Below are 25,289 nucleotides of genomic sequence, written 5' to 3'. Positions count from 1 at the left end.
AATGAGTGTAAAAGAGCGTATTTTAAATGATATAAAAGAGGCGATGAAATCAAAAGATAATTTTCGTCGCGATACTTTAAGAATGATTAGCTCAGCTTTTAAACAGATCGAAGTTGATGAGAGAATTACTCTTAGTGATGAGAGAATCTTTGCTATTTTACAAACCGAGATAAAGCGTAGAAATGAGTCTGCTTCTCAGTATAAAGCAGGCGGTAGAGAGGATTTAGAACAAAAAGAGCTTGAAGAGGTAAATATCATAAGTTCATATTTGCCAACGCAACTAAGCGACTGTGAGCTTGAAGAAAAACTACAAAATTTAATAAGTAAAAATAATTTTGCTAGTATTAAAGATCTAGGCGCACTTATGAAAGTTGCAAAAGAAGAGCTTGGCGCTAGTTGCGACGGCAAGAGAATGAGTGATTGTGCTAAAAAAATGCTGACAAAATAATCATTATTTTTTGTTCTGACTACTATTTGCTATCATTTGATCTATGTTTGAGAAAATGGTAGCGCTTTTATCCTCTATTTTTATAAATTGATTTATAAATTTGTCTATATTTTGCAGATTATATCCTGATTTCGACTCTGAAACATTTTGCTTTACCATATCTGTTATGGCATGTAGTTCTTCTTTGGTTTTAATGCAAAATTTATCCTTTGTGAATCTAGATTCAAAACTATTTTTGTAATTATTTATGATATCTGATTCTTGATCTGATAGTTCCTGAGTGCATCCTAGCTGGTTTAAAGTGTTGTTATACGCAGCTGTTTTATACATAACGATATCAAGTTTAGTTAGAATTCCCATAGTTTTGTTTTGAGTTAGTTCTGCAATTTGTGCGGTATTTTGCGCATCAAAACTAAATTTGCTTAATGCGTCTTTTAGATCTTGCGTATTTTTTGCAGCAGTTTGAGCTATTTTATTTATCATATCTGAGTTCTTATTTAACTCATCTGCTTCTTGAGAGAGTAAATTTACGTTTAAATCGATATCGTTTGTAGCTTTTGTAGTATTTTCGGCTAGTTTTCTAACTTCATCTGCAACAACCGCAAATCCACGTCCGTGCTCACCTGCACGTGCTGCTTCTATGGCTGCATTTAGAGCAAGAAGATTTGTTTGATCTGCGATATCTTTTATCAGACTTATGACATTGCTTATTTCATTCGCTCTTTGGTTTATTGTTTGTGTTGTTTGATTTGAGTTTTTTGTTATATTATCAAAATTTACGCAAAGTTCATTAACATTTTTTATGCTATCTTGCGCCAATGTAGCCGTTGTTTGCGATGAGCTTACTACTTGATTTAGATCTTTTACGCTTTTTTGAAGATCTTTTTTGATATCTGCTATACCTTTGTTTCCGTTTCCTAACTCACATAATTTTTGTGATAATATACCTCTGATTTTGCCTTTTTCACCTTCCAATACCCCAGATACGCCCTCGCTCATTGATTTAGCATTTACTTTAAATAATCCTTTGAATCCTTGAGTGTAGATATTTCTATATTCAAGTCCGTTTCTTGAAGCTTTTATGCTTGTATCGATTTCTCTTTGTAGCGCTTCTATTTGATCTAAAAGATTGTTTATGCATACTGCTATTTGTGTTAGTTTGGAATTTTTATCTACATCTGTAATCCTAGCTTCCAGTTTTCCGTTTGCAGCTTGAGTAGCGACATATAAAATTTGCTCATATAGTTTTTCATCAAAACTACTATTTTTGCTAAATATTGACATTTTTATCCTTTAGAACGCTGTAAATTATTTATGAAACAATCATAAGTGGTATTGTTTTGAGTTAGAAAACTATTTATAAATTTAGAAGAAGCTTCTACGCCTCCTGTTTTTTCCAATTCAACCATTTTTTGATATATCGGGACTATGGTTTTTATCGCTTCTTTGCTTGCTTTGCGCCTTACTGAGTAGTAGCCGATTATATTTCCGTGTTCATCAATGGATGGTGTAACATTTGCGCAAACCCAGTAATAAGCTTGATCGAAAGTTCTATTTTTAACAAATGCAAAGATTTCTTGTTTGTTTTTTATTCTTTTCCATAGCAGTTGAAAGACAAATTTAGGCATATCTGGATGTCTTACTATGTTATGATGTTTTCCTATTAGATCTTTGTTTTTTGAATTTACTACTTCTAAAAAAGTTTGATTGCAGTATGTAATGTCGCCTTTTAAGTCTGTTTTAGAGACTAAAAACGCCTCTTCATCTATATCCTTTTCTAATAGCCCGAGGCTGTCTTTCATATGATTCCTTTATTATAAATTTAAGTTTATAATATTATCATATGTTATATTAAAGTTATATTATTTTACAGCATTCGCCATATCCCACATCGGTAAAAATATACCTAGACCAAGGAGTATTATGGTAGCAGCTATAAATACGAGTAGTATCGGCTCAATATAGCTTGATATGTTGTCAATTAGAGTATTAAATTTCTCTTTATAGTAGTCTGTAACTTTCTCAAGCATAGAGTCTAAACTACCGCTTTTTTCTCCGGCACTTATCATTTGTAAAAGCATACCTTCATATAGTTTGGTTTCGCTAAATGCATAATTTAGTGGATTTCCTCTTTGTACATTTACTTTTACGCCTAAAAGTTTATTTTTAATATATGAATTTGAAATCGTCACACAAGCCGTATCAAGAGCGTCATTTATAGGTATACCTGCTCGAACAAGTTCAGTAAATATGAGATTAAATCTACTCATAGATGAAAAAAATATAATATTTTTTATTAGATAAACTTTTAAAATATATTTATCAAATATATTTTTAAATTTTCCATTTTTCTTATATAAATTAGTTAAGATAAATAGAAATAAAACGATACCTCCTAAGCAGATAAATCCATAGTTTGTAATAAGATATTCTATATTTAGGAGTATTCTAGTAGGCAAAGGAAGTTCTGCATTTAGCTGTTCAAAAATATCTCTAAATGTCGGAACTACAAGCACCATAAGCAGTACAAAAGCTATTGCTATAGCGCAAATAACTAAAGTAGGGTATCGAATGGCTTTTTTAAATTTTCTTTGATTATCCCAAATTTCTTGTAGTATTTCAGCTAATTTTTGTAGAGATTCTGCCATATTTCCGGACTCTTCACCAAGTCTTACCATTGCTATAACAACATTCCCTAGTTCATCGCTATATAAATTTAAAGACTCTGTGATGCTCATTCCGGCATTTAAATCATCATTTACATTTTCAAAAATTAGTTTTAGCCTTTTATCCGTTGTTGATTTTATAACCTCTTTTATGCTATCGTGTATTGATATACCGGCATTTGTCATAACGCTTAACTGTCTTATACAAGCTACTAAATTTGGTATTTTTACCTTTGGATATAATAATTTTTGAGTTAGTTTTTGTTTGATTTCGCTTATTTGCATATCAAGAGGTACAGTTTTGGTTTCTGTTACTTTTATTACGATTCCTCTGTTTTGTTTCATAGCGGTTTCTTTTGCTTCTACTCTATTTTCAGCTTTTATATATATCTTATTGCGTTTAGCTTTTATTATTTGTTCTACTTCATATATCTTCATACTTTTGCTACTCTATATATCTCTTCTATCGTTGTAATTCCGTTTGCCGCTCTTATGATTCCATCATAAAACATATCCGTAAAACCCTCTTCATATGCAACTTTTTTAAGCTCGTCTTTTGAAGCTTCACTTGCTATCATAGACGATATTTTATCACTTATAGGCAAAATTTCGCTTATCATTTCACGCCCTAAAAATCCTGTTTGAGAACATAGCTCACATCCTACGCTTTTATAAAATTGATACTCGCTAGGAAGCTGTTTTTGTATGTCTTTTATGATGTTTGCAGATAGAGCTATTTTTTGTTTACAGTGAGGACAGAGTTTTCTTATTAGACGTTGAGCTTCTATAGCTATCAAAGCTCCGCTTACTAAGTAGCTTTCAACGCCCATGTCTATCATACGAGTTATCGCTGAGATTGCATCGTTTGTGTGTAGTGTAGAAAATACAAGGTGACCAGTTAATGCTGCTTGTATGGCGATTCTTAATGTATCTTGATCTCTTATTTCTCCTATCATTATGATATCTGGATCTTGACGTAATATCGATCTTAACGCTACAGAAAACGTAAGACCCGCTTTTTCGTTTACATGCACTTGTTGGATCATATTTAATTGGTATTCTACTGGATCTTCTACGGTAATAATCTTTTTTTCTACGCTTTTTATATCGTTTAAAGCACCGTATAAAGTAGTTGATTTACCGCTTCCAGTAGGTCCTGTTACTAAAATTATGCCATAAGGTTGATGCATCGAGTGAGTAAATTTAGAGAAATTTTGTTGACGCATACCTAAATTTTCTAAGCTTATTACCACTTTGGATTTATCAAGTATTCTTAAAACTAAACTTTCTCCGTTTAAAATCGGCAAAGTCGATATACGAAAATCATATTCTCTGTTTAATATATGAGCAGAAAAACGCCCGTCTTGAGGTTTTCTACGTTCGGCTATATCCATATTTGATAAGAGTTTTATGCGGCTTATTAAAGGTGGATATATATCTTTATCAAATACAAAAGTCTCAGCGAGCATTCCATCGATCCGGCTTCTTACGATACAGTTTGTTTCTGTAGGCTCTATATGGATATCGCTTGCTCTGTTTTGTATAGATATCCTTAAGATCGTTTCAATGAGCTTTAAAATACCGCTGCTATCGCTATCTTGTGTAGTTTGGCTGCCGAGTTCTTTTCTGATTTCGTTGATTATGCCTTTTACGCTCTCATTTAATTCTATTTTGCTCATGTATTTATCTATGTTATTTGGATCACATACTACTACTTTGAGTAATTTTCTATTAAAAATATGACCGATTCTATCTTGAGCGTCTAAATCAAATGGATTTTTTAGTGCAACATATACATTTATCTCATCTTCTTTTATAGGAAGTGCACCGAGCTTTTTTAGCTGTACCGCAGATACTTTTTCAATGAGATTATAATTGAGTTTAATGTTTTCTAAATTTAAATACTCCAGCCTAAACTGTTTTGCAACATCTTTTAAGAACTCCTCTAAATCTAATAAAAAATGGTCTGTAATATCTTTTAGAGTTACTCTATCGCGCCTATAAAGATCTAAAATAGTATTTATAAAATCATCATAAGATATATTTGCATACTCCATCAAAATATCTTTTATGTTGTTGGCGTTTATCTTTGTTTCTAAATCATTTGCATTGTTTTGACTGAGTTTTCCATCTCTGATTAGAGTGAGTAAAACTTGTTTATCTATTTGACTTAGTTGGGCGTTTTTGTTTTGATAAAACTCAGGTCCTGAAATATCATTTTTTTCATTCATATTTTTTTTACCATTATAAAGTTTCTTTTTTGATCTGCTCTATAAGCTCTTCTATGCTAGCTGATCTATTTTTCTCTTGTAGTGCATTAAGAACTGTTAGCGCGTCTTCTTTTTTGCCTATTTTATACTTCGCTTTAGCAAAGATAACCCAGCCTTTTACCTCGTTTTCATCTATACTATTTATCGTAAAAGCCCATTTTATAGCATTTTCATAGTCGTTTTGTTTGTAAAACTCTTCAGCTAGTAAAATAGCGTATTTTATATCATTCGTACTATCAAATTTAGATTTTAGAGATTCTACTGACATATCTATGGTTTGAGATTCAATTTTTATGCTGTTTTGTGCTTGGTTTTTATTTTGCGCCTGATTTTGATATTGATTTGATTCGCTCTGATTTGTTTCTGAAAATTCCAAAATTTTAGTATCTTGAGGTAGAGGCAAATCAGAAATGATACGCTGATTTGTAATTTCAGAATCGTTTAAATTTGGTAAAGCGTTTTGAGAGATGATTTTTGGTATTAAGACATTGTTGTTATCTGCAGTTTTTATATCTTTTATTTTTTGCTTTGTTTGCTGATTTGGCAACGATTCATCTAGAGTGGTTTGTTTTTCGATATCTAGATTAAAGCCTACATCATCTTTTTTAGCTTGTTCTAGTAGCTCTTTTTCGTCTTGAGCTCTTTGTTGTTCTAGCTTTTGTTTAGCTATTTTTGCTTTTTCTTTTAGTTCATTTACGTGTTTTTTTAAATTTATATTTGCTATTTCATTTTGAAGCATATCGCTTTGTTTTTTCATATATAGATCTATAAAATACCCAGCAGATATACCAATGCTTAAGCATATAAGTATCGTAGCAGATAACATATATAGTTTTTTATTTCTATTTCTGTTATATTTTTTCCATTTGTTTTCCATTTCTTGTATTTCATAAGAATCAAGCATTTATAAGTCCCGAGTCTATGGCAGCCATTTCCACTACTTTTTTTAATAGACGTCTATTTTTTATGGTTGATGGTCTGCTTTCTTCATAATATTCATAAATTTCATATATTTTATATAACAGCTTATTTAGTACTCTTAAATTTCCATTAGTTAATTTATATATAAGTTTTATATGATTTATATTGTACATATCAAAATAACTATGGAGATTATGAAAAACCAACTTTTTTTCTATATATAAGCATATTTCATCCAGACTCGAGCTTTCTAATTCGATATTTTCCCAAATTCTGGTACGAAAATAATCCTTAGCCAGTGTGTCTTCCTCATCTGTTTTATGTACGGTAAAAAGTATCTTAAATAGCCTAGTATCTGCCATTAGTCTTATTTTTTCTATTAAAAAATTAGGATAAAGTTGCGCCTCATCTAAAAGTAAAATTATATATTTACTTTCATGTTGATCCGTTTTTAAACTATTTTTATAGTTTGCTATAAGGTTCTCGTATGTTGGATTTTCAATTTTTTGATTAAAAATCTCTATACTAAGAGCATTTATGAAGTCTGCTTCATTGAAAAATGGTTGAGGGAAAAATATTACTTTATCTTTTTGAGATATATCTTTATAAATTTTATGCAGTAGAAATGTCTTTCCGGATCCTGGTTTTCCATAAAATAACACTAGCTTTAGAGGTTTTTTAAGAGCGTTTAAAATTTTGTAATATGTGATAGTGGATTTATCTAAATTTACATAATCAAAAATACCGTTATCATCAACAAAAACCTCTTTTAAAGCAGTGTAGTTATTCATAAGACAGACTCTGAAAATCCAAGTTCTTTTAATGAATTTCGTATCTGTTTTGGAGTTTCGTTATTGATAACTTTTGGTGTTATTATAAAGATAAGCTCTGTTGTGCTAACTGAATCCTTAGTGCTTTTAAAAAGATTTCCGAACAGAGGTATATCTCCAAGAACCGGAACGCTTGTGTTGTCTTTACCTTTTGTTTCACCGATCAAACCACCAAGAATGATGGTATCTCCACTATTTACTTGAACTACTGTAGATAGTTTCTTTTGTAAAGTATCCGGGGCAATCTCTCTTATATTTGCTTGTCTTCTATTATCATCGCCGTATTTAAAGCTACTCAAACTAGGATTTATTCTTAGCATTATCCTGCCATCATCGCTTACTTCTGGAAGCAAATTTAAAAGTATTCCGATAAATATTGAGTATTGAGTATAAGTCGTATTAGTTACTGCTGTTTGCGTGTTGTTATTTGTTGTGTCTTCTTGTACTCTATAGTTTATATTGTCTCCAACCGTAATTAGAGCTTGTTGGTTATTCATAGTCATAATTTTAGGACTTGAGACGACTTTTGTTCTACCTTTTGTTTCGAGGAAATTTAAAACTCCGTCCATGCTTAGATTGATTCCGCCTCCAAGCACAAAACCGCCTGTTATATTTCTTAGACTTTGAGCCGGATTTCCTGCTGAGCCAGTACCAAATTGTATACTAGATGGAGCTCCTGTAACAGGATCGTTTCCAAGATAGCTGTTAAATCCAAGCTCAAATTTAGACCAATCTATACCTTTTGTATATGAATTACTTAGTTCTACTGCTATTATGGATACGTCTATCATTACTTGTTTTTTAAGTCTGTTTTCAAGCTGATTTAAGTAATCGCCTACTCTTTTTAGCTGAGTATTTGTACCAGTAACTGTTATGAGCCCCGCATTTGTATTTATAACAGGATCCGGTGCTATCAGTTTTTCGCTTCCGTTGTTTAGTATAGCTTTTAACTCTGCATTTAAATTTTGCCAAAAGTCAAATTTTTCGGTTGTTTTTATATGATTATCAAGTCCGTATCCGGCTTGATCGTTCGTATTTGAGTTATTGTTATTATTATTGTTTCCGCCAACCTCAGACGGAGATGAATCAACAGAAGCTTTTATGATAGCAGTTCCTTCTCTCACCGAAGTTATATAATCTATCTTAAACATTTTAGTCTGCATAGATGAAATTTTTAGTATATTTTTATAAAATGTATAGTCTAAATTGTTTTGATTTATTAATATATCAAATATCTCTTTTAACGTCATATCTTTGATATTTATACCAGATATCTGATTTTGCAGTACCTGACTTGCATATTCGTCATTTTGTATAATGCTAAAATGACACATATCCGAAAGTTGATTTAGTATCTCTGCTGTAGATACGCTGTTTGAGATTTTTATATTAAAAACTCTGCTTTTGCATTCATTTGCTAATGCTTCAGTACTAAAAAATATTGCTAAAATTGTTAATATCTTAAATATATTTTTATTTGTAATTAATAAGGACATTGCTGCTACCTTTTTTTAAATTTAATTTTATAGTTTGCGTTTGGTTTTGTAAAATTACACTATCTTTTTGGATACTAGATATAGTGTATATATCTATCGTGTCTTTTATACCATACCAGCTTTGATTTATTTTTACTTTGTTTTGAACTATCGCATATAATACATAAGGATCTTGAGCTGTTTCGTTAGTATCGATCTGTTCTTGGTCAATATTTCTTTGGCTTACGAATGGATCTTTTATATCTTTTAGTTCAGATGGGCTTAGAGTTTGCCTTGATTGAGATATGTTTTTTGTTATATCCATATATTTTTTCATGATTTCTTCATCGGCTGATAAGGTATATGATATAAGCATCAAAAATACATATTTTTTCATATTGATTTTATACCCCATACTATGATATTTAAATTTCCGTTTAGGTTATTTTGAGAGACATTTATATCTAAATTTTGTATATCTATTACGTTGTTCGATCGCTCTAAATTGCTTATGTATCTTACTATATTATTGAAATTTGCTTTAAACGATACATTTACATCGTAAAATTTTTCTACAGATAGAGGCTTTATCTTGCCTGTGTTGTTTATGATATCTATCACTGATATATTGTTATTTTTAGCTTCTAACGCTAAATAATCTAAAAATTTGTTTAAGTCTCTTTCGTTGAAAATTGATTGAGATAGTATTTTTAACTCTTTGCTTAGATATGAGTTTTCATCTTTTATATTTTGCAAATTAAATATATTTTGATTATATGTTTTTTTAGACATAGCTATGTTGTTATTTATTTCATCCGTATTTTTTAAATTCAGATATTGTTCTTGAGCAGAGTGATATCCGCTTAGTTTTTCTTCATAAAAATTTGATGTTTTATCTAGCACAAACATATACACAGTATATGAAATAATCAAAAATATAGCGACAAAAATGAGATAAACTTCGTTTTTTTTCTTTTTTGCAAAATATTCATCTAGTCTTGATAATATATTTTCAATATTCATTATCTTATCTCCACTGTTATATTGCTATCATACTGACCATTGCCGGTTAACGCTATCTGTTTCGTGCTTACTTTATAAGATTTTAGATTATCTATGTTTGTTATAAGCTTAGTTATTCTTTTATCATCATTGCTTATTAAACTTATAAGCGCTGTTTTATCATTTATCTTTATACTCGTCGTTTTAACTCCAAGCGCATTTATCTCTTTAGATATCTCATATAGCGCGATACTCTTTACTGGGTAATCTCGTTTTTTACTATAAATTTGATTTAGTAAGCTCTTTTTTAGACCTAATTGCTGATCTTGATCATAAATATTTTGCTTTGTGACTTGTATATCGTAGTTGATTTTATTTAGTTGATTTTCTAAGTTATTTACTATAATTTCTTGTTCACTTATGATTATATTTTGATCATTTATAAGCTTTGTAAGGTAGATTCCGCTGATTAATTGATAGATTGGATAGATTAAACTTATGATTAAAGTGCTTGTTGCTATTATCAAAAATATTCCGCCATCTCTTTGATATATGGCTGGAGGTCGCAAAAAAGGTGAAAAATTTAGTTTTGTTTTGTAGGATATATAATCTTTTGCGTATAAAGTCATCAATACATGTAAGCAGGAGGGGTCTAAATTTGATGATTTGATATTGTTAAAAAAGTTAAAATCGGATGTATTTATAAGAATTCTGTCTTGAATAAATTTTGCAAGTCCCGGTATATTGCCAACGCAACTTGTTGCATATATATTTTGTATGGAAAGTCCTTGGAATTTCGATACACTGTTTATAATATCTGAAACATAGTAAAATGCATCATCAAGAACCTGATTTAGGCCATCTTTTTGTTCGATATTTATCCCTTTTGTTTTAAGTTCGTCTAAAAAATCAGCAATCTCCACTTTATTTCCGGTCAGCTCACAGAATTTACTATTTATCTGTCCTAAAGATTGCCTTGCAAGCGATCTGCTAAGTACATATTTACCGTTATCGTATATAGTTAAAAACGCGTCATTTTCATCAAAATATATAAAACAATCCGTTTGACTACCCGATAGTAATTTTTCACTGTATAAAGATTCCATAAGCAGAGGTGCTATGGTTATACAATCTATATAATCTACTTTTTCTATAGTATTTTGATATAAATTTAGTATATTTTGATTATTTACTATAAATACAGTGTAAGAGGTATCTGAATCGTTCTGTTTTATATATTTTATCGTGTATTCCAAATTTGGATCAAGATCTAGTTCTTCATAGGCTTTTTGTGTTATTATGGCGTCTATTTCATCTGAATTTGAAGTAAGGGAATTAGTGTTTATTTGACTTATAATGACATCTTTATGCTCAATATACGATATATAAAATCCACTGTTTTTATTTAAATTGGATAGGCTTTTGGTTGTGAAAGTACTATCGAATTCATATATTTTTTCTTTAATAGGATTTATAGATATTATCGGTTTATGATTTTTATTTTTCATTCACAACCCTATATTTTATTCTTTGTCAATTCTGAAGCTATCATTGTAATATAAAAATAATAAAAAGTCAATACAAAAAGTTTTTTTTAATAATTGATTCATTGCTATTCCAATTTTTATCTATTTTGACGTTGATTTTTAAGAATATCTTATTATTTAATAAAGTATTAATAATTTTTCTAGCGTTTATACCTATTCTTTTAATTGTTTGACCGTTTTTACCTATTAATATAGCTTTATGATGCTCATTATCCGTAATTATAGTTGCATAAATTTCCGTAATATTTTGTTTTTCTACTACTTTATCTACATTTACGTCTGTAGAATAGGGCACTTCATCGCTTACGCATTCATAAACAGCTTCAAGTATAAAATCTCTAAAAATCTCACGTTCGTTTGCAGTAGTCAAGTACTGAGGATCATAGAAATATTCGTGTTCTGGCAGATATTTGTAAATTTCATCTAAAAGTATATTTTTGTATGCTTGTTTTTTTACGCTTAAAGGTATGATGGCTTTAAATTCATCAGAGTATATTTGATATTCGTTTAATTTAGCGAAAATCTCTTTATCGCTAGCTTCATCTATTTTTGTAATAGCTATGAGATGAGGAGCGTCTTTTTTTAAATTTAAAAACTTTTTATAGTTTTCTATGTTATCAAATACGCTTGCTACAAAAAGCAGTAAATCACAGTCTCCTATAGATTTTATTGCGGCTTCTACCATTAGTTTATTCATGGTTTTATTGCTTTCGTGAAGTCCTGGAGTATCTATAAATATAGCTTGAGAATCTTTGTGCATAACGATACCGTTTATTTTTCTTCTAGTAGCATTTTGCTTGTGAGAGACCATCGATATTTTTTCATTTAAGAGATAATTTAGCAGGCTACTTTTGCCTGCATTTGTCCTGCCTATAAGGCTTATAAATCCACTTTTCATAGTATATATTTCGCAAGATCTTCATTTTGACAGATATCGCCAAGCTTTTTGTCTACTAACTCTTTTGTGATAGTTACTTTTTCATTTTTATAGCTATCTGCATCAAAACTTATATCTTCAAGAACCTTTTCAATGACCGTATGAAGTCTTCTGGCTCCTATATCTTCTACTTTTTGATTTGTATTTTGAGTAACCTTTGCTATCTCTTTTATGCTTTCATCGCTAAACTCGAGTTCTACTCCTTCAACTCCTAAGAGCGCTTTGTACTGAGATAGAAGTGAGTTTTTAGGTTTTGTTAGTATTTCATAAAGTGCTTTTTCGTCTAAGCTATCTAAATTTACACGTAGTGGAAATCTTCCTTGAAGTTCTGGTATAAGATCGCTTGGCTTACTTATATGAAATGCTCCTGCAGCTATAAATAAGATGTGATCTGTTTTCAAATTTCCAAATTTAGTACTTACGTTCGAACCTTCCACTATAGGTAAAAGATCTCTTTGAACACCTTCTTTGCTGGGATCTTGACGTCCTGAGTTTCCGCTAGAAACTGCTACTTTATCTATCTCGTCTATAAATATAATACCTTCATTCTCGGCTCTTTTTAAAGCTTCTGTTTTTATACTTTCCATGTCTAAAATTTTTTCGCTAGCTTCATTTTTTAGAGCTTCTCTAGCATCTTTTACTTTAAATTCTTTTTTCACTTTTTTATTTGCTATACCTATGACTTTGATAAAACTTTCTTGCATAGCAGCCATATCTGGAGGCAAATTTCCACCGGCTTCAAAAGTAGATTGGTCTATGTCTAATTCGATATTTAAATGATCTAGTTCGCCTTTTTGGAGTTTGTCTTTCATACGCAAATAGCTAGATTCGTAATCTCTTAATTTATCCTCACTAGCACCTTTTGGAAGAGGAGGAAGAAGTTTTTCAAGTATCTTTTTTTCTATATACTCGTTTATTCTATCTGAATTTTTTTCGCGTTGCTCTTTTTTTACTAAATTTAAACTAGCCATAGCCAAATCTCGCACCATAGATTCAACATCTCTACCCACAAAGCCAACTTCGGTATATTTGCTAGCTTCTACTTTGATAAATGGCAAACCAAACATCTTTGAGAGCCGCCTTGCGATCTCGGTTTTACCGACTCCCGTAGAGCCTATCATCAAGATATTCTTTGGTATAATATCTTCTTGAATACTTTTATCAAGTTTCATTCTTCTATAACGGTTTCTAAGAGCTACTGCGATAACTCTTTTTGCGTCATCTTGTCCTATAACATAATCATCTAAAAATTTTACGATCTCTTTTGGTGTAAGATTCATTTTTCATCCCATAAAGCATAAGTTTTTATATTTGTATTTGTGTATATGCAAATTTCGCCTGCTATTTTAAGACTCTCTTTTACGAGTTCTTCTTCATTTATATCAGCAAATTTATCAAGAGCTCTTGCTGCGGCTAAAGCGTAATTTCCACCGCTTCCTATTGCTGCTATTTTTCCGTCTTCTGGCTCGACTACATCTCCCGTACCGCTTAGTAAAAATATATGTTCTCTATCAAGAACTAGCATCATAGCTTCAAGTTTACGCAGTACTTTATCTTTTCTCCACTCTTTACTAAATTCGATAACGGCTTTTAAAAGATCACCTTTAGTGCTTTCAAGTATACGCTCAAACATATCAAATAGATTAAACGCATCGGCGGTACTTCCCGCAAAACCCGCTAAAATTTTACCCCCTAAAAGCTTTCGGATTTTTACTGCGTTTCCTTTTAAAACGGTATTTCCAAAACTTACTTGGCCGTCTCCACCTATAATAGAGCCTTTGTTGCCCTTATAAGCTAAAATAGTTGTAGCATGAAACATTATTCACCCGCTACTTCAACTTTAAATTTAGCCGAAATTCCATGTTTTAGTTTCAACGCTACGTCATAAATTCCGGTTGCTTTTATATGATCACACTCAAGCGCTTTCTTATCTACTTCATACCCTTTTTGCTCTTTTAGAGCGTTTGCTATCTCGTCTTTTGTTATACTGCCAAATAGAGCTCCGTTTGCACCTAGCTTTGTTTTTATAATTATTTTTATATTTTCAAGTTCGGCTTTGAGCTTTTCATTTTGGTTGATTTCATAGTTTATCTCTTCTTGTGCTCTTTTTTTGGCTGCTTCGTATTGTTTTAAAACAGCGTCGGTAGCAGACTTTGCAAGACCTTTTCCTATCAAAAAATTATTACCATAACCATCTTTTACGTCTTTTACTTCCCCGGCTTTTCCAAGCCCTTTTACATCTTTTATCAGCAATACTTTCATAACATAATCCTTATTTAAAATTTAAAGTACATTCTAACATAAAACATTTAACATAACCATAAAATAGTATTTTGGAAGCTAAATTTAAACTTTTTTACACAATATTAATATTAATTTAGTATTTCAAATATCAATGTATAATTTTACAAAATTTTTTAAAAAAGGTATGGAAATATGGCTTTTGATAGGGTTTTGCAAGCTATTGATGATATAAAAAATGGCAAAATGATTGTTATGGTAGATGATGAGGATCGTGAAAATGAAGGGGATATAGTTTACGCTGCTTGTTTTAGCGATATAGAAAAAGTAAATTTTATGATAACTCATGCAAAAGGTGTTTTATGCACTCCTGTTACTAGAGAATTAGCAGATAAATTTGAACTTTCTCCAATGGTAAGTTCAAATACTAGTTGTCATGAAACAGCCTTTACAGTAAGCATCGATGCTAAAGAGGCGGCTACTGGAGTAAGTGCTTATGAACGTGATATGACTATAAAAATGCTAGTTGATTATAATACTAAAGCCGATGATTTTGTGCGTCCGGGACATATTTTTCCTCTTATTGCTAAAAAAGGCGGTGTTTTGGAGAGAACCGGACATACCGAAGGAAGTATAGATCTGTGTAAATTAGCCGGAGTTGCTCCGGTTTCTGTTATATGCGAAGTTGTAAATGATGATGGAACTATGGCTAGAAGAGTAGACTTGGAGAAGTTTTGTTCTAAATTCGGATTAAATATGGTGAGTGTTTCGGATATAATCGAATACCGTTTGCATCATGAAAAACTCATAAATATAGAAGATGCGAAACGGAGCTCTATAGCTGGTTTTGAAGCTTTAAGATACGATGTTAGTGATCATTTAGGAAATAAACATATTGCATTTGTGTTTGGAGATATTAAAGATAAAACAAACGTTAAATTTCATAAGATTAGAACAGATATAGAGCTTCTTAGCTCTCCAAAATATAAGGAATTTATATCTCACCTTAATATTTTAGATAAAGAAGGCGGAATTTTGATATTTCTTGATGGCGAGGATTGTAATTCAAATTTATTTAAAAATTATGGTGTCGGTGCTCAGATCGTAGCATATTTTGGTGTTAAAGATATAGAAATTTTAAGTTCAAGCGAGTATAAAGAATTTGTTGCTATAAAAGGTTTTGGATTAAATATACTTGGATATAGAAGTTGATATTTTCATAGTTTTGTCGTGGTATAGAAACGGCAAAACTATAAAGTTATTTTTATAAACTAAATTCTATAAATAAGATTTTTCTAAATTTAGTAAAATTTTCTTTGTTTCAATCCCATTTCCACCGCTATATCCGCCTAAATTTGATACTCCTACAACTCTATGGCATGGAATTATAATAGGAATTTTGTTTTTAGAATTCGCATTTCCTACGGCTCGAGCTGCTTTTGGAGAGTCGATTTTGTCGGCTATATATTTATAAGTTACAGTGTTTCCATATGGAATTTCAAGTAGTGCTTTATATACTTTTTGTTCAAATTCGCTTCCTACTATATTAATTTTAGTTGTAAAATTTATTAATTTTCCTTGAAAATACAGCTCTAATTCGTGTATGCAAAGGCTTAAGTTTTTGTCATTTACTTCTAAATCTAGAAATTCATCACAGAAATCTATATTTATAATTTTTCCATCATGACAGCTTATTTTTAAATTTCCAACCGGAGTTTTCATATATGCTATTTTCAAAATTTAATCCTTTTTTATACTAAATTTAAATTTTAAATTTACTTTTTCTTTAAAGTATCATAAAATATCAAATTTAAGTTTAATTTTTCTTTTTTCATTTTGTTAATTATGATAGAATTATATTAAAAATTTTATTAAAGGAAAAATTATGGGCTTTTTTGATGATTATAGTGTAGCTAAAGAAGAGCGTTCAAAACTCGGTATCCCACCGCTTCCACTTACGAAGGAGCAGACTAAAGAGGTTTGTGAATTGTTAAAAACCTGTCCGACTAAAGAACTTGTTGATTTGCTTGCAAATCGTGTAAATCCCGGGGTAGATGACGCTGCAAAAGTAAAAGCCGAGTTTTTAAACGAGATTATAAACCATGATTTAAAATGTGATTTGATCGATAAATTTACAGCTATAAAAATGCTTGAGCCTATGCTTGGCGGATATAGCGTGATAGTTCTTGTAGCTAGCCTTCATAATAGTGACGAGAGCATTCAAAAAGCATCGGCTGAAGTATTAAAAAACACTATTTTCGTACATGATTATTTTAATGATATTGCAAAACTTGCAAAAGATGGTAATAAATACGCTAAATCAGTTCTTGAGAGCTGGGCAAACGCCCAATGGTTCAAAGCTAGAGCAGATATACCAGAAAAAATCGAAGCTGTCGTTTTTAAAGTAGCAGGAGAGACAAACACCGATGATTTAAGTCCTGCAAGTGAAGCATTTAGCCGCTCAGACATACCGCTTCATGCAAATGCTATGTTAGTTAAGCGTCAACCAGGCAGTTTAGAAAAAATCGCCGAGCTTAAAAAGAGCGGCTTAGAAGTTATATATGTAGGCGACGTAGTTGGAACCGGAAGTTCAAGAAAAAGCGGTATAAATTCTATCCAGTGGCATTTGGGTCATGAGATAGATGGCATACCAAATAAAAAAACAGGCGGCATTATACTTGGATCTATCATAGCTCCTATTTTCTTCAATACTGCAGAAGATAGCGGCGCTTTACCTATCGTAGTAAATGTAGATGGCTTAGAAATGGGCGATAAGATCGAAATTTATCCATATAAAGGTGAGATAGTAAAAGACTCTAAAGTAGTAAAAACATTTAAACTTGAGCCAAATACCTTAAAAGACGAAGTAAAAGCGGGCGGCAGAATCCCACTTATAATCGCTAGAAGCCTTTGTTCTAAAGCTAGAGCCGAGCTTGGTTTGGGAAATGAAGATATATTTATAAAACCGTCTCAACCGGCAAATAACGACAACTCAGGTTATACTTTAGCTCAAAAAATGGTAGGTCGTGCGTGTGGAGTGCATGGCGTGAGAGCTGGAATGTACGTAGAGCCTATGACTTTAACAGTTGGCTCTCAAGATACGACCGGACCGATGACGAGAGATGAGATAAAAGAGCTCGCTAGTCTCGGATTTTCTGCTGATTTCGTTTTGCAAAGTTTTTGCCATACTGCAGCCTACCCAAAACCTACAGATGCTTTGATGCACAAAACTTTACCTGATTTTATGATGAGTCGTGGCGGCGTCAGCTTGAAACCTGGTGACGGTGTTATCCACTCATGGCTAAATAGAATGGTTTTACCTGACACCGTAGGAACAGGTGGCGACTCTCATACTCGCTTTCCTATCGGTATAAGCTTTCCCGCCGGTAGCGGTTTGGTTGCGTTTGCGGCTGTTCTTGGCTCAATGCCTCTAAACATGCCAGAATCCGTTTTAGTAAGATTTAAAGGTAAAATGCAACCTGGTATCACTTTAAGAGACCTTGTAAATGCGATCCCGTACTACGCTATCAAAAAAGGTCTTTTAACAGTCGAGAAAAAAGGTAAAATCAACGTATTTGCCGGTAAAATTTTAGAAATAGAAGGCTTGCCTGATCTAAAAGTAGAGCAAGCATTCGAGCTAAGCGACGCAAGTGCCGAAAGAAGTGCCGCAGCTTGCGCTGTAGCGCTAAACAAAGAGCCAGTCATCGAATACTTAAATTCAAACGTAGCTTTGATAGACGCGATGATAGAAGCCGGATACGGTGATGAGCAAACACTAGCTAGAAGAAGAGATAAGATGAAAAAATGGCTTGAAAATCCTACTCTTTTAGAGGCTGATAAAGATGCGAAATATCATACCGTTATCGAGATAGATATGAATGATATCACAGAGCCGATCCTTGCTTGCCCGAATGATCCAGATGACGTAGCTACATTAAGCGAGATTTTAGCCGATCCAAAACGCCCTAAAAATATAGATGAAGTTTTCGTAGGTAGTTGTATGACAAACATCGGTCACTACAGAGCCTTAGCAGAAGTTCTAAAAGGCGAAGGACAAGTTCCTGCTCGTCTTTGGATAGCACCGCCTACAAAGATGGATGAAAAACAGTTAAGAGTAGAGGGCAAATACTCGCTATTTGGCGCGGCAGGCGCTAGAACCGAAGTTCCTGGATGCTCACTATGTATGGGTAATCAAGCTAGAGTAGCTGATAATGCGATAGTATTTTCAACTTCTACTAGAAATTTTGATAATCGTATGGGTATGGGAGCTCAAGTTTATCTGGGTTCTGCCGAACTTGCGGCGGTTTGCGCAATGTTAGGTAGACTTCCAAGTGTAGAAGAATATATGAAGATAGTTCCGGCAAAACTTGCTGGAAAAGAAAATGAAATTTATAAATATTTAAATTTCAATCTAGTACCGAACTTCAAGCTAGAGTGTTATTAATAAAAAGGGCATTTTTGCCCTTTTTATAGATTTTTGAATTTATAACCTAGTTAAACTTCTTCCTTTTAACTTCACTAACCACTTCATTATCTATAGTTTCTAAACTCTATGTATTGCTAGCTTCTCTACCGTGATCTCCGGCTCTGCTTCTATAGCAGCATTTAATGCTAGTAAGTTTGTTTGATCTGTTATATCGCGTATATTAGTTATCTCATTACCTAAAAGATTAGTAACCTTTTCAACCTCTCCTTTGGCATTAGGTATATTAGAGGTAAAATCAAGATTTTTAAAATCATCAAATGTTTTTTGAATAACATTTATATCGGATCCTATCTTGCCTTGAAGAGTATTTAGGATTATCATTTTTATGGTTTAAGAAGTCAAAGAAGTTTTTGAGACGATATACTATCTTATTTAACGGTTTGAAATTTAGTTTTATAACAAACCAAACTATCAGTGATGAAATAATAATAGATATGATATTAAAGGCCGATGCTTTTTTTATAATTGAGTTTGTCTGATCTGTAAAAATTTAGCGTCTAAGTCATTGTTTATAAATAATTCACTAGACTCTTAAATGCTACATTATCCATATCTGCACCAAGTACGCCTATAAATTTACCTTTTATATAGATAGGTTTTACCGCACTTATAGATACAAGATTATTATATGCGTTTGTGTAAGGCTCGGTTATTATGAGTTTGTTTGCATTTTTTGCACTTGTATACCGTTTTCTTTCTCTTGCGTCAAAAGTAGAAGCCAGAAGTCCTTTTATACCTCCTGTGCTATACATCATTCCGTTATTATCTAATACCATATATATAAGTGTCAAATTTGAAGTTTTATCTATCGTAGATAATAAAAATTCTATATTTTCATTCATATAGTCTTGATTATCTGATTCTATAATATTAGATAGATGCTCTATACTTGAAATCAATCTATTTCTCTTGTTTTTCGGTATTAGCTTACTGCCTTCTACCGATCTTTTTTCTTTCGTTTTCGACTAGATGTATTATTTTAATTTGCGAATCTTTGTAATTTATATAGGATAGAACAGTTAAAATAATTATAAATATACCAGCTACGCTAAGTGTTATTTTATTTGATATACTGCTGCTTATAAAAGAGGATTTTTTAAAATTACCATAATTGTCGTTTATTTAATTGATTTGACGTCGTCATTCACTTTTATTATTATGATTAAATAGTTATTATTTTATCATAAGTATTTTTAAATCCAAATTTAGACAAAGAGTAGCAATATATAAAATTTAGTAAAATTTTAAAAAGTAAATATATTTATATAATGTTTAGGATACTGCTGATAAATCAACTCCAAAGGTTAGAGTAGGATTTGCCATAATTTTCCTTTTTTTATGTTATAATAATTTAAAAATAAAAGGTAGCCAAATGACAACCAAAAAAAGCCATACCCCCAAAAAAAGGTTTTGTATCTTTTGGGATTTTTTAATACTCTTTGGATTTAAGGCTGCGATTAAATATCTTTTTACAAGAGAATATTAACTCTCATTTATCCTTTTAGCTATCTCAAAATAATCAATAAACTCATTTAAGCTCATTGATAAAATTTCATTAAAACCAAAATGCAGGGTATAACCGATTAAGGCTATACCATCACTTAGTTTTTTGTTTCAACGCCAACTAATTTACTTATTTTTTCGCTTAATGCGGCGATTTCGCTCATAGGTAGGGCGTTTATAAAATATGTATTTGAAAAGATTTTTCAAGGTATAAAAATAAGCCGAGATGATGCTTATTTGCTCAAAATAGTTATTACACAAAATCACCTGATAAAGTCGTCTATTTATAATATGATTTGGAATGGTGTATTTGTTTTTTAAGAGTATTTCCGCTTTGGATTTTTAGTGGATTTTACATTTTATTTTATTAAGCAAATCGCAGAATACAAAAATTTACTCTTGATATAAAACAACTTTTATCTGTTTCAAATTTGTTATAATCGTTCAAATTTAAAAGGATAAAAATGAAAAATAACACGATAAATGAGCAAAACATTGAGACTCTTATGGATAGCTTTTATGACAAGATCAGAGTAGATAAAGATTTGGGTGACATATTTAATGCGGTTATCGGTACGAGCGATGAGGATTGGGAAGTTCATAAACAAAAAATAAGCGACTTTTGGAAAGGAATACTTTTTGGCTCGGGCGTTTATAACGGCAATCCTTTGCAAAAGCATTTCGAGCTGCTGCCTTTTCCAAAGGTGTTTTTTACCATCTGGCTAGGGCTTTTTGAAGATAGTTTAGATGAGATTTATGATGAAGAAAACAAAATTATCATTTTACAAAAAGCTCAAATGATAGCAAATAGATTTATGCATATGCTTTATAATGACTAATTAAATTTAAACCTATATAATAAAAACTTAAGTGTTATTTATAGTATTATTTTGCTTTTATGCATCTTTTTACTCCAAAAACAGCGCATGAAATAATGATTTTATATTCTTATTACTAAGCGTACTTAGTCCTTTATAAATTTTTGATGATAAACTAGAGTTTTTATATGTAAGCTCACGGTAGTTTTGAAACACTTCCCCAACAGCCTTTCCGCCAGATTCAAAATCAAGAAAGTTATTTAGGATTTTGCTCACTGCCCCGCCTGGTAAATCAGCTCCTTTTTTGACTGTATTTTTGACTAACTCCTCTAATTTGTCAAATCCTCTATCTACTAGTCTCTCATAGCTATCCCACGCCTTAGTATATGTGCTATCACCTTTTGGCTTAGCAAACTCACCAGCTTTGATACTTGTATCTGTTATTTTAGAGTTTGCTTCTGCCACTGGCTTTATGCTCTTTTGCTCTTTTAAATTTATACCGTGATAGTCATCTTTAGCCAAATTTTGGCTAGCTTTTATAACATCTTCAGGGCTTACACCTTTTTCGTTTGGCACTATGTAGCTGTTTGTATCAAGAGTTTTAAGCAGTGGATTTTTAGCTTTTGCTTTTTCCCAGCCGTTGCTTAGAGTTTTTGCTAGCTCATCTTTAAAGGCTTGTTTGAATTGTGGATTATCAGCTAGAAATTTATTTGCTCTTTTTATACCAGCCACTCCACCAGCACCAGCTAAAAATCCCAGTGCAAACTTAGCAGGATCAAAGCTGATATTTCCATTCTCATCAGTTTCTACGCCATTAAGCGTACCACCTACTAATCCACCACCGATATGCTCATTAGCAAAAACTTTATTTGAAGTTGGATTTACTTCTTTAGTGTTTTGTGGTATAATGTTGGTATTAGAGTTTAAAGGCGAATTCGTGCCTTTGGTAATAGGCTTAGCGGATATATCTAAGTCTTTCTCTAATTTCTCATAAGCCGTAACTATCCATTTATCTGTAGGCTCTCCGTAAAAATTAGATTTTATAACTATTTTAGCATCATTACTTAAAATTTGAATAGCTTCGTTTTTCTTATTTAATAATTTTCCATTTTGTATTATGTCTGGTATTTTATTGATAAAATCAATAGTCATATTATACGCCGCTGCTTTGCTAAACCCTTGCTCCATGTATTGAGCCATTCGCTTATCTATGATATGAGATAAACCATATCCATTATGTTTTGCCTTATCAGTGACTTCTCCCCAAACTAAAGTTATATCTTTGCCATCTTTCTCAAAAGCTCCAGCTACTTGTCCTTGTTTTTCTACTAATAGCTTTTTGATAGCATTAGATCCGTCGTGGTAAAACTCTGCGTAGTTTGTGCCAAACTCTTTAATAGGGTTGATATTTAATATTTTTTCTAAGCCTCGCCTATTTTCTTGAAGCATATTTTTAAAGCCATTTTCATCTATGCCGTGAGTTTTAGCTATGCTATATTTATAAGCACCTTTATCAGAATAATCTTTAGCAAACATCTTTTTAAGCGCTATTAATCCATCACTTAATTTTTCATTATTGCGAAGTACTTCGGGGATAGAGTATAAATTTAGCTCATTTTCTCTTTTTTGTTTTATCTCTAAATCTTTGTTAGCTTGTGCATTGGCTTTGTTTAATTCGGCTTGTTTTGCTTTTAACGCTTTTAATTGATTTAAGTCTTCAAGGATATTATCTGTTATTTTTTTAGCATTAGAATTAGATATTATTGCGTTAAACTGGTCACCTCTTATACGAAGTTTTATTAATTTTTCTAAATCTTTTATACTCTCTATACGTTTAATATTTTTAAATTTGTAGTTGCCATTATGGTCGACGTATTCTACTCTCATTGTATCAATTCCAAAATCTCTATTTATAGACCTATTAATAGATATTTTCTCATCTATGTATTCGTTTAAATATTTAGAAACTTGTTTAAAATCATCATTTATTTTATTACTCAAACTCACAATATTATCTGCTAAACTTAGCTCATTGCTTTTTGCTGCTTTTTGGGATATAATGTCATCAGCGTTAGTTTCTGTCTGAGATAGTGATTTTTCACTCGGGACAGTTGTAATATTCTCGCCGCGCACTTTACCGAGTTTTTCTAACGCTGTCTTTGTTCTTTCTTGTCTAAACCCATTAAATACCCAATTGTTTGAGCCATTTTTTTCTAAAATTATAACTCCTTTTTTACCAACGATATTAATCCTATTATGTTTGCCTTGCACGATAACGCCATTTTCTATAGTATCTATCAAATACTCTATTTTAAAATCACTATGTTTTTGGATAATCTTACTTAGTCCATAGCCATCACCAGTATTTGTATCATATTTTCCCCAAACTAAATCAATATCGCCTAAACCATCTTTCTCAAACGCTCCAGCTACTTGTCCTTGTTTTTCTACTAATAGCTTTTTGATAGCATTAGATCCGTCGTGGTAAAACTCTGCGTAATTAGTGCCAAACTCTTTTATAGGGGATATGTTGTAAGCTTTTTCTATTCTATTTCTAAATGAGCTATCCAAAAGATATTTTCTTGTTTCTGGAGTATTAGCCATAGGGTCATTAAAAAGGCTAACAATCCCGCCTTTGGTTTTAACTATTTGCTCATCGCTTATAATGCCATCTTGATATACTTCTTTAAAGCCACTCAGCATTGATTTGCCCATATTAATGCGTTCTTGTTGCGCTTTAATCGTCTGCGATGTTGCTTTATCGTTTGCTTCTTTTTTGCGTAATAAAGCTAAAAATGGGGCTAACTCTTTGTTGTCTTTTTCGATTTGTTTTATTATTTTATCTCTTGCAATAATTAATTCGTCTTTGCTAAATCCGTGCGTGAAGAGAATTTGCCTTTCTTTGTTTTTAAGCGTTAAGCCTTGTAAGAAGCTATCAATATCTTTTAAATATTGTTGTTGATTTTGAAGGGCTTTTTCTTGCTTTTGGACTTCTGCGTAAAATTTATTTGTGGATGTATCTTTTAGCCCATCCAAAAACTCTACATTATCACTTCTTAGGATTTGCTCTGCTTTAGCTTCTTTCTTAACCTTTGTCTCTGCTCTTTTTTCTTCAACCAGTGCTTTTTTCTCTTTTAAATTTAGCTTTTGCTTGTTTTCTATTTTATCTTTAGTGCTTTGTAAGACTTGCTTTTTGCTGGTGGATTGTGGTATAATACTACTCATAGCTTCTACACCTTGTTTAGCTACTTGTGGGGTGCTTAGTGTAGAGAGTGTGTCCCCACCTAATATTATATTTCCCTTTAATTTATTTTTTAAATCAGTATTTTTTATAGGCATAGCAGTTATACCGACAATATCGCCTTTATCATTTTCAATAACACTTAGATATTTAATAACCTGGTTGCAAAAGCATTTATTGCAGATTTTAGTTTTGCCCCTATAAAAACGTCTTTTGGAGTAGCTCCGCTATCCCAAATTTGCTGTAAAATTTGATTTAACTTCTCTTCTGTTAGTTTTGTAGCCGTTCCGCTCCAGTCGCCGCTTTCATCAAACGCTAAAACATTTCCGCGCTTTCCACTAGTAAATGCGCTTGAGTTTTTAGCTACGTAATGAAATATTCCTGCCATTTCCCCAGCAGTGGTTTCATCTCTAAGAGTTGGATTTTTAAAAACGCTTTTTTTAACGTCTGCGTCTCTACCTAAGCCAAATAATGCATATTCAATATCTTTTTTATGCTCTTTTGCTTTCTTACTTACTTCTTGTTCAAGCTCTTTACCGCCATACGTTGCTACGCTTTGCATAGTTTCAGATACCATTACTTCAGTGGTAAAAATCTGAACCGAGTTTGTACGTTTTTGCTTAGTAGATTTACCAGAACCAACAAAGTCGCTTATCTCGAGTTGTGCATTCTTTTTAGGCTCTGAAATGCTGTCTATTATCCAGCTATGTTCTATAGCCCTAACTGGACTTGTGCCTATCATGGTCATAAGCGGTGTTTCTTCTGCGCCTATTAAGATTATCTTGTCATATACCGACGATTTCAGCCCGACACGTTTATCGGTTACTCTATCATCAAAACCTGTACTTGTTATAGCCATTTATTTATCCTTTTTTAATAAAATTAGGCTATTTTTGCACATGTA

Annotated in this window: 23 protein-coding genes and 1 pseudogene; 5 read left to right on the top strand and 19 right to left on the bottom strand. The window is 31.9% G+C overall.

Annotated elements, in window-relative coordinates; genetic code table 11:
• The first annotated feature begins 1 nt into the window (after position 1).
• Positions 2-448 (top strand): GatB/YqeY domain-containing protein, encoded by a 447-nt coding sequence (locus DQN38_RS04970; RefSeq protein WP_002849571.1) that lies wholly within the window; start codon positions 2-4, stop codon positions 446-448.
• 3 nt (positions 449-451) lie between these two features.
• Here DQN38_RS04970 and DQN38_RS09140 read toward each other — a convergent pair whose 3' ends face one another.
• The 14 genes from DQN38_RS09140 to rplI all read right to left on the bottom strand — a co-directional run bounded on the left by DQN38_RS09140 (position 452) and on the right by rplI (position 14,358).
• Positions 452-1,447 carry a methyl-accepting chemotaxis protein gene (locus DQN38_RS09140; protein ID WP_152759159.1) on the bottom strand — a complete coding sequence of 332 codons (996 nt, stop codon included), beginning with the start codon at positions 1,445-1,447 and terminating at the stop codon, positions 452-454.
• Between the two features lie 287 nt (positions 1,448-1,734).
• A complete protein-coding gene (locus DQN38_RS04960) occupies positions 1,735-2,250 on the bottom strand; it encodes a PAS domain-containing protein (RefSeq protein ID WP_002849568.1) in 516 nt (171 codons plus the stop codon).
• Positions 2,251-2,310: 60 nt separating this feature from the next.
• Positions 2,311-3,552 (bottom strand): type II secretion system F family protein, encoded by a 1,242-nt coding sequence (locus DQN38_RS04955; protein ID WP_002849567.1) that lies wholly within the window; start codon positions 3,550-3,552, stop codon positions 2,311-2,313.
• Complete coding sequence (locus tag DQN38_RS04950) at positions 3,549-5,345, bottom strand: GspE/PulE family protein (RefSeq protein ID WP_002849566.1); 1,797 nt, start codon at positions 5,343-5,345, stop codon at positions 3,549-3,551. Before DQN38_RS04950 ends, DQN38_RS04955 begins: the two co-directional genes overlap by 4 nt.
• A gap of 13 nt (positions 5,346-5,358) precedes the next feature.
• On the bottom strand, positions 5,359-6,261 hold the full coding sequence (locus tag DQN38_RS04945) for a CDC27 family protein (RefSeq protein WP_170117942.1): 903 nt from the start codon (positions 6,259-6,261) through the stop codon (positions 5,359-5,361).
• A gap of 19 nt (positions 6,262-6,280) precedes the next feature.
• Complete coding sequence (locus DQN38_RS04940; protein ID WP_111738202.1) at positions 6,281-7,096, bottom strand: ATP-binding protein; 816 nt, start codon at positions 7,094-7,096, stop codon at positions 6,281-6,283.
• Positions 7,093-8,631 (bottom strand): pilus (MSHA type) biogenesis protein MshL, encoded by a 1,539-nt coding sequence (mshL, locus tag DQN38_RS04935; protein WP_002849561.1) that lies wholly within the window; start codon positions 8,629-8,631, stop codon positions 7,093-7,095. Before mshL ends, DQN38_RS04940 begins: the two co-directional genes overlap by 4 nt.
• Positions 8,609-9,007, bottom strand: coding sequence for a hypothetical protein (locus tag DQN38_RS04930; protein WP_011732040.1), 399 nt, complete (start codon positions 9,005-9,007; stop codon positions 8,609-8,611). The genes mshL and DQN38_RS04930 overlap by 23 nt, the downstream gene beginning before the upstream one ends.
• Positions 9,004-9,633, bottom strand: a complete 630-nt coding sequence (locus DQN38_RS04925) for a hypothetical protein (protein ID WP_111738201.1) — start codon at positions 9,631-9,633, stop codon at positions 9,004-9,006. Before DQN38_RS04925 ends, DQN38_RS04930 begins: the two co-directional genes overlap by 4 nt.
• On the bottom strand, positions 9,633-11,120 hold the full coding sequence (locus DQN38_RS04920; RefSeq protein WP_111738200.1) for a hypothetical protein: 1,488 nt from the start codon (positions 11,118-11,120) through the stop codon (positions 9,633-9,635). The genes DQN38_RS04925 and DQN38_RS04920 overlap by 1 nt, the downstream gene beginning before the upstream one ends.
• Before the next feature lie 67 nt (positions 11,121-11,187).
• Positions 11,188-12,057 (bottom strand): GTPase Era, encoded by an 870-nt coding sequence (era, locus tag DQN38_RS04915; RefSeq protein WP_011732038.1) that lies wholly within the window; start codon positions 12,055-12,057, stop codon positions 11,188-11,190.
• Entirely contained in the window at positions 12,054-13,376 is a 1,323-nt protein-coding gene (gene hslU / locus DQN38_RS04910) for an ATP-dependent protease ATPase subunit HslU (RefSeq protein WP_011732037.1), read from the bottom strand. The genes era and hslU overlap by 4 nt, the downstream gene beginning before the upstream one ends.
• Positions 13,373-13,915: an ATP-dependent protease subunit HslV gene (hslV, locus tag DQN38_RS04905; RefSeq protein WP_002849553.1), complete on the bottom strand. Its 543-nt coding sequence runs from the start codon at positions 13,913-13,915 to the stop codon at positions 13,373-13,375. The genes hslU and hslV overlap by 4 nt, the downstream gene beginning before the upstream one ends.
• A complete protein-coding gene (gene rplI, locus DQN38_RS04900) occupies positions 13,915-14,358 on the bottom strand; it encodes a 50S ribosomal protein L9 (protein ID WP_002849551.1) in 444 nt (147 codons plus the stop codon). Before rplI ends, hslV begins: the two co-directional genes overlap by 1 nt.
• A 174-nt stretch (positions 14,359-14,532) precedes the next feature.
• Here rplI and DQN38_RS04895 point away from each other — a divergent pair, with 174 nt between their 5' ends.
• Positions 14,533-15,549: a bifunctional 3,4-dihydroxy-2-butanone 4-phosphate synthase/GTP cyclohydrolase II gene (locus DQN38_RS04895; protein WP_002849550.1), complete on the top strand. Its 1,017-nt coding sequence runs from the start codon at positions 14,533-14,535 to the stop codon at positions 15,547-15,549.
• A gap of 66 nt (positions 15,550-15,615) precedes the next feature.
• On the opposite strand, the gene DQN38_RS04890 is transcribed toward DQN38_RS04895, so the two are convergent.
• Positions 15,616-16,074, bottom strand: coding sequence for a methylated-DNA--[protein]-cysteine S-methyltransferase (locus tag DQN38_RS04890; protein WP_042960094.1), 459 nt, complete (start codon positions 16,072-16,074; stop codon positions 15,616-15,618).
• Positions 16,075-16,222: 148 nt separating this feature from the next.
• On the opposite strand from DQN38_RS04890, the gene DQN38_RS04885 reads away from it, so the two are divergent.
• On the top strand, positions 16,223-18,781 hold the full coding sequence (locus DQN38_RS04885; RefSeq protein WP_065843808.1) for a bifunctional aconitate hydratase 2/2-methylisocitrate dehydratase: 2,559 nt from the start codon (positions 16,223-16,225) through the stop codon (positions 18,779-18,781).
• 144 nt (positions 18,782-18,925) lie between these two features.
• Here DQN38_RS04885 and DQN38_RS09280 read toward each other — a convergent pair.
• Positions 18,926-18,994, bottom strand: a pseudogene (locus tag DQN38_RS09280) (hypothetical protein); the annotation flags it as partial.
• A 179-nt stretch (positions 18,995-19,173) separates the two neighbouring features.
• Here DQN38_RS09280 and DQN38_RS09135 point away from each other — a divergent pair.
• On the top strand, positions 19,174-19,302 hold the full coding sequence (locus tag DQN38_RS09135) for a hypothetical protein (RefSeq protein WP_259459117.1): 129 nt from the start codon (positions 19,174-19,176) through the stop codon (positions 19,300-19,302).
• Positions 19,303-19,332: 30 nt separating this feature from the next.
• Here DQN38_RS09135 and DQN38_RS04875 read toward each other — a convergent pair whose 3' ends face one another.
• Positions 19,333-19,722, bottom strand: coding sequence for a cache domain-containing protein (locus DQN38_RS04875; RefSeq protein ID WP_065843807.1), 390 nt, complete (start codon positions 19,720-19,722; stop codon positions 19,333-19,335).
• A gap of 1,068 nt (positions 19,723-20,790) precedes the next feature.
• Between DQN38_RS04875 and DQN38_RS04870 the strand changes: the two genes are divergently transcribed.
• Positions 20,791-21,165, top strand: coding sequence for a group III truncated hemoglobin (locus DQN38_RS04870; RefSeq protein ID WP_002849544.1), 375 nt, complete (start codon positions 20,791-20,793; stop codon positions 21,163-21,165).
• A gap of 69 nt (positions 21,166-21,234) precedes the next feature.
• On the opposite strand, the gene DQN38_RS04865 is transcribed toward DQN38_RS04870, so the two are convergent.
• Together DQN38_RS04865 and DQN38_RS04860 are read right to left on the bottom strand one after the other, a co-directional pair.
• On the bottom strand, positions 21,235-24,483 hold the full coding sequence (locus DQN38_RS04865; RefSeq protein WP_065843806.1) for a putative barnase/colicin E5 family endoribonuclease: 3,249 nt from the start codon (positions 24,481-24,483) through the stop codon (positions 21,235-21,237).
• 44 nt (positions 24,484-24,527) lie between these two features.
• Positions 24,528-25,244 (bottom strand): SU10 major capsid protein, encoded by a 717-nt coding sequence (locus DQN38_RS04860; RefSeq protein WP_158004952.1) that lies wholly within the window; start codon positions 25,242-25,244, stop codon positions 24,528-24,530.
• Between the last annotated feature and the right edge of the window lie 45 nt (positions 25,245-25,289).

This window comes from Campylobacter fetus subsp. fetus, from assembly GCF_900475935.1.
Lineage (GTDB): Bacteria > Campylobacterota > Campylobacteria > Campylobacterales > Campylobacteraceae > Campylobacter > Campylobacter fetus.
This window is presented reverse-complemented; position numbering and strand designations above follow the sequence as displayed.

What these genes read in the sequence shown, in the direction of transcription:
- DQN38_RS04970 (WP_002849571.1), top strand. Translation starts at nt 2, where the DNA reads ATGAGTGTAAAAGAGCGTATTTTAAATGATATAAAAGAGGCGATGAAA.
- DQN38_RS09140 (WP_152759159.1), bottom strand. Translation starts at nt 1,447, where the DNA reads ATGAGCGAGGGCGTATCTGGGGTATTGGAAGGTGAAAAAGGCAAAATC.
- DQN38_RS04960 (WP_002849568.1), bottom strand. Translation starts at nt 2,250, where the DNA reads ATGAAAGACAGCCTCGGGCTATTAGAAAAGGATATAGATGAAGAGGCG.
- DQN38_RS04955 (WP_002849567.1), bottom strand. Translation starts at nt 3,552, where the DNA reads ATGAAGATATATGAAGTAGAACAAATAATAAAAGCTAAACGCAATAAG.
- DQN38_RS04950 (WP_002849566.1), bottom strand. Translation starts at nt 5,345, where the DNA reads ATGAATGAAAAAAATGATATTTCAGGACCTGAGTTTTATCAAAACAAA.
- DQN38_RS04945 (WP_170117942.1), bottom strand. Translation starts at nt 6,261, where the DNA reads ATGGAAAACAAATGGAAAAAATATAACAGAAATAGAAATAAAAAACTA.
- DQN38_RS04940 (WP_111738202.1), bottom strand. Translation starts at nt 7,096, where the DNA reads ATGAATAACTACACTGCTTTAAAAGAGGTTTTTGTTGATGATAACGGT.
- mshL (WP_002849561.1), bottom strand. Translation starts at nt 8,631, where the DNA reads ATGTCCTTATTAATTACAAATAAAAATATATTTAAGATATTAACAATT.
- DQN38_RS04930 (WP_011732040.1), bottom strand. Translation starts at nt 9,007, where the DNA reads ATGAAAAAATATGTATTTTTGATGCTTATATCATATACCTTATCAGCC.
- DQN38_RS04925 (WP_111738201.1), bottom strand. Translation starts at nt 9,633, where the DNA reads ATGAATATTGAAAATATATTATCAAGACTAGATGAATATTTTGCAAAA.
- DQN38_RS04920 (WP_111738200.1), bottom strand. Translation starts at nt 11,120, where the DNA reads ATGAAAAATAAAAATCATAAACCGATAATATCTATAAATCCTATTAAA.
- era (WP_011732038.1), bottom strand. Translation starts at nt 12,057, where the DNA reads ATGAAAAGTGGATTTATAAGCCTTATAGGCAGGACAAATGCAGGCAAA.
- hslU (WP_011732037.1), bottom strand. Translation starts at nt 13,376, where the DNA reads ATGAATCTTACACCAAAAGAGATCGTAAAATTTTTAGATGATTATGTT.
- hslV (WP_002849553.1), bottom strand. Translation starts at nt 13,915, where the DNA reads ATGTTTCATGCTACAACTATTTTAGCTTATAAGGGCAACAAAGGCTCT.
- rplI (WP_002849551.1), bottom strand. Translation starts at nt 14,358, where the DNA reads ATGAAAGTATTGCTGATAAAAGATGTAAAAGGGCTTGGAAAAGCCGGG.
- DQN38_RS04895 (WP_002849550.1), top strand. Translation starts at nt 14,533, where the DNA reads ATGGCTTTTGATAGGGTTTTGCAAGCTATTGATGATATAAAAAATGGC.
- DQN38_RS04885 (WP_065843808.1), top strand. Translation starts at nt 16,223, where the DNA reads ATGGGCTTTTTTGATGATTATAGTGTAGCTAAAGAAGAGCGTTCAAAA.
- DQN38_RS04870 (WP_002849544.1), top strand. Translation starts at nt 20,791, where the DNA reads ATGAAAAATAACACGATAAATGAGCAAAACATTGAGACTCTTATGGAT.
- DQN38_RS04865 (WP_065843806.1), bottom strand. Translation starts at nt 24,483, where the DNA reads ATGCCTATAAAAAATACTGATTTAAAAAATAAATTAAAGGGAAATATA.
- DQN38_RS04860 (WP_158004952.1), bottom strand. Translation starts at nt 25,244, where the DNA reads ATGGCTATAACAAGTACAGGTTTTGATGATAGAGTAACCGATAAACGT.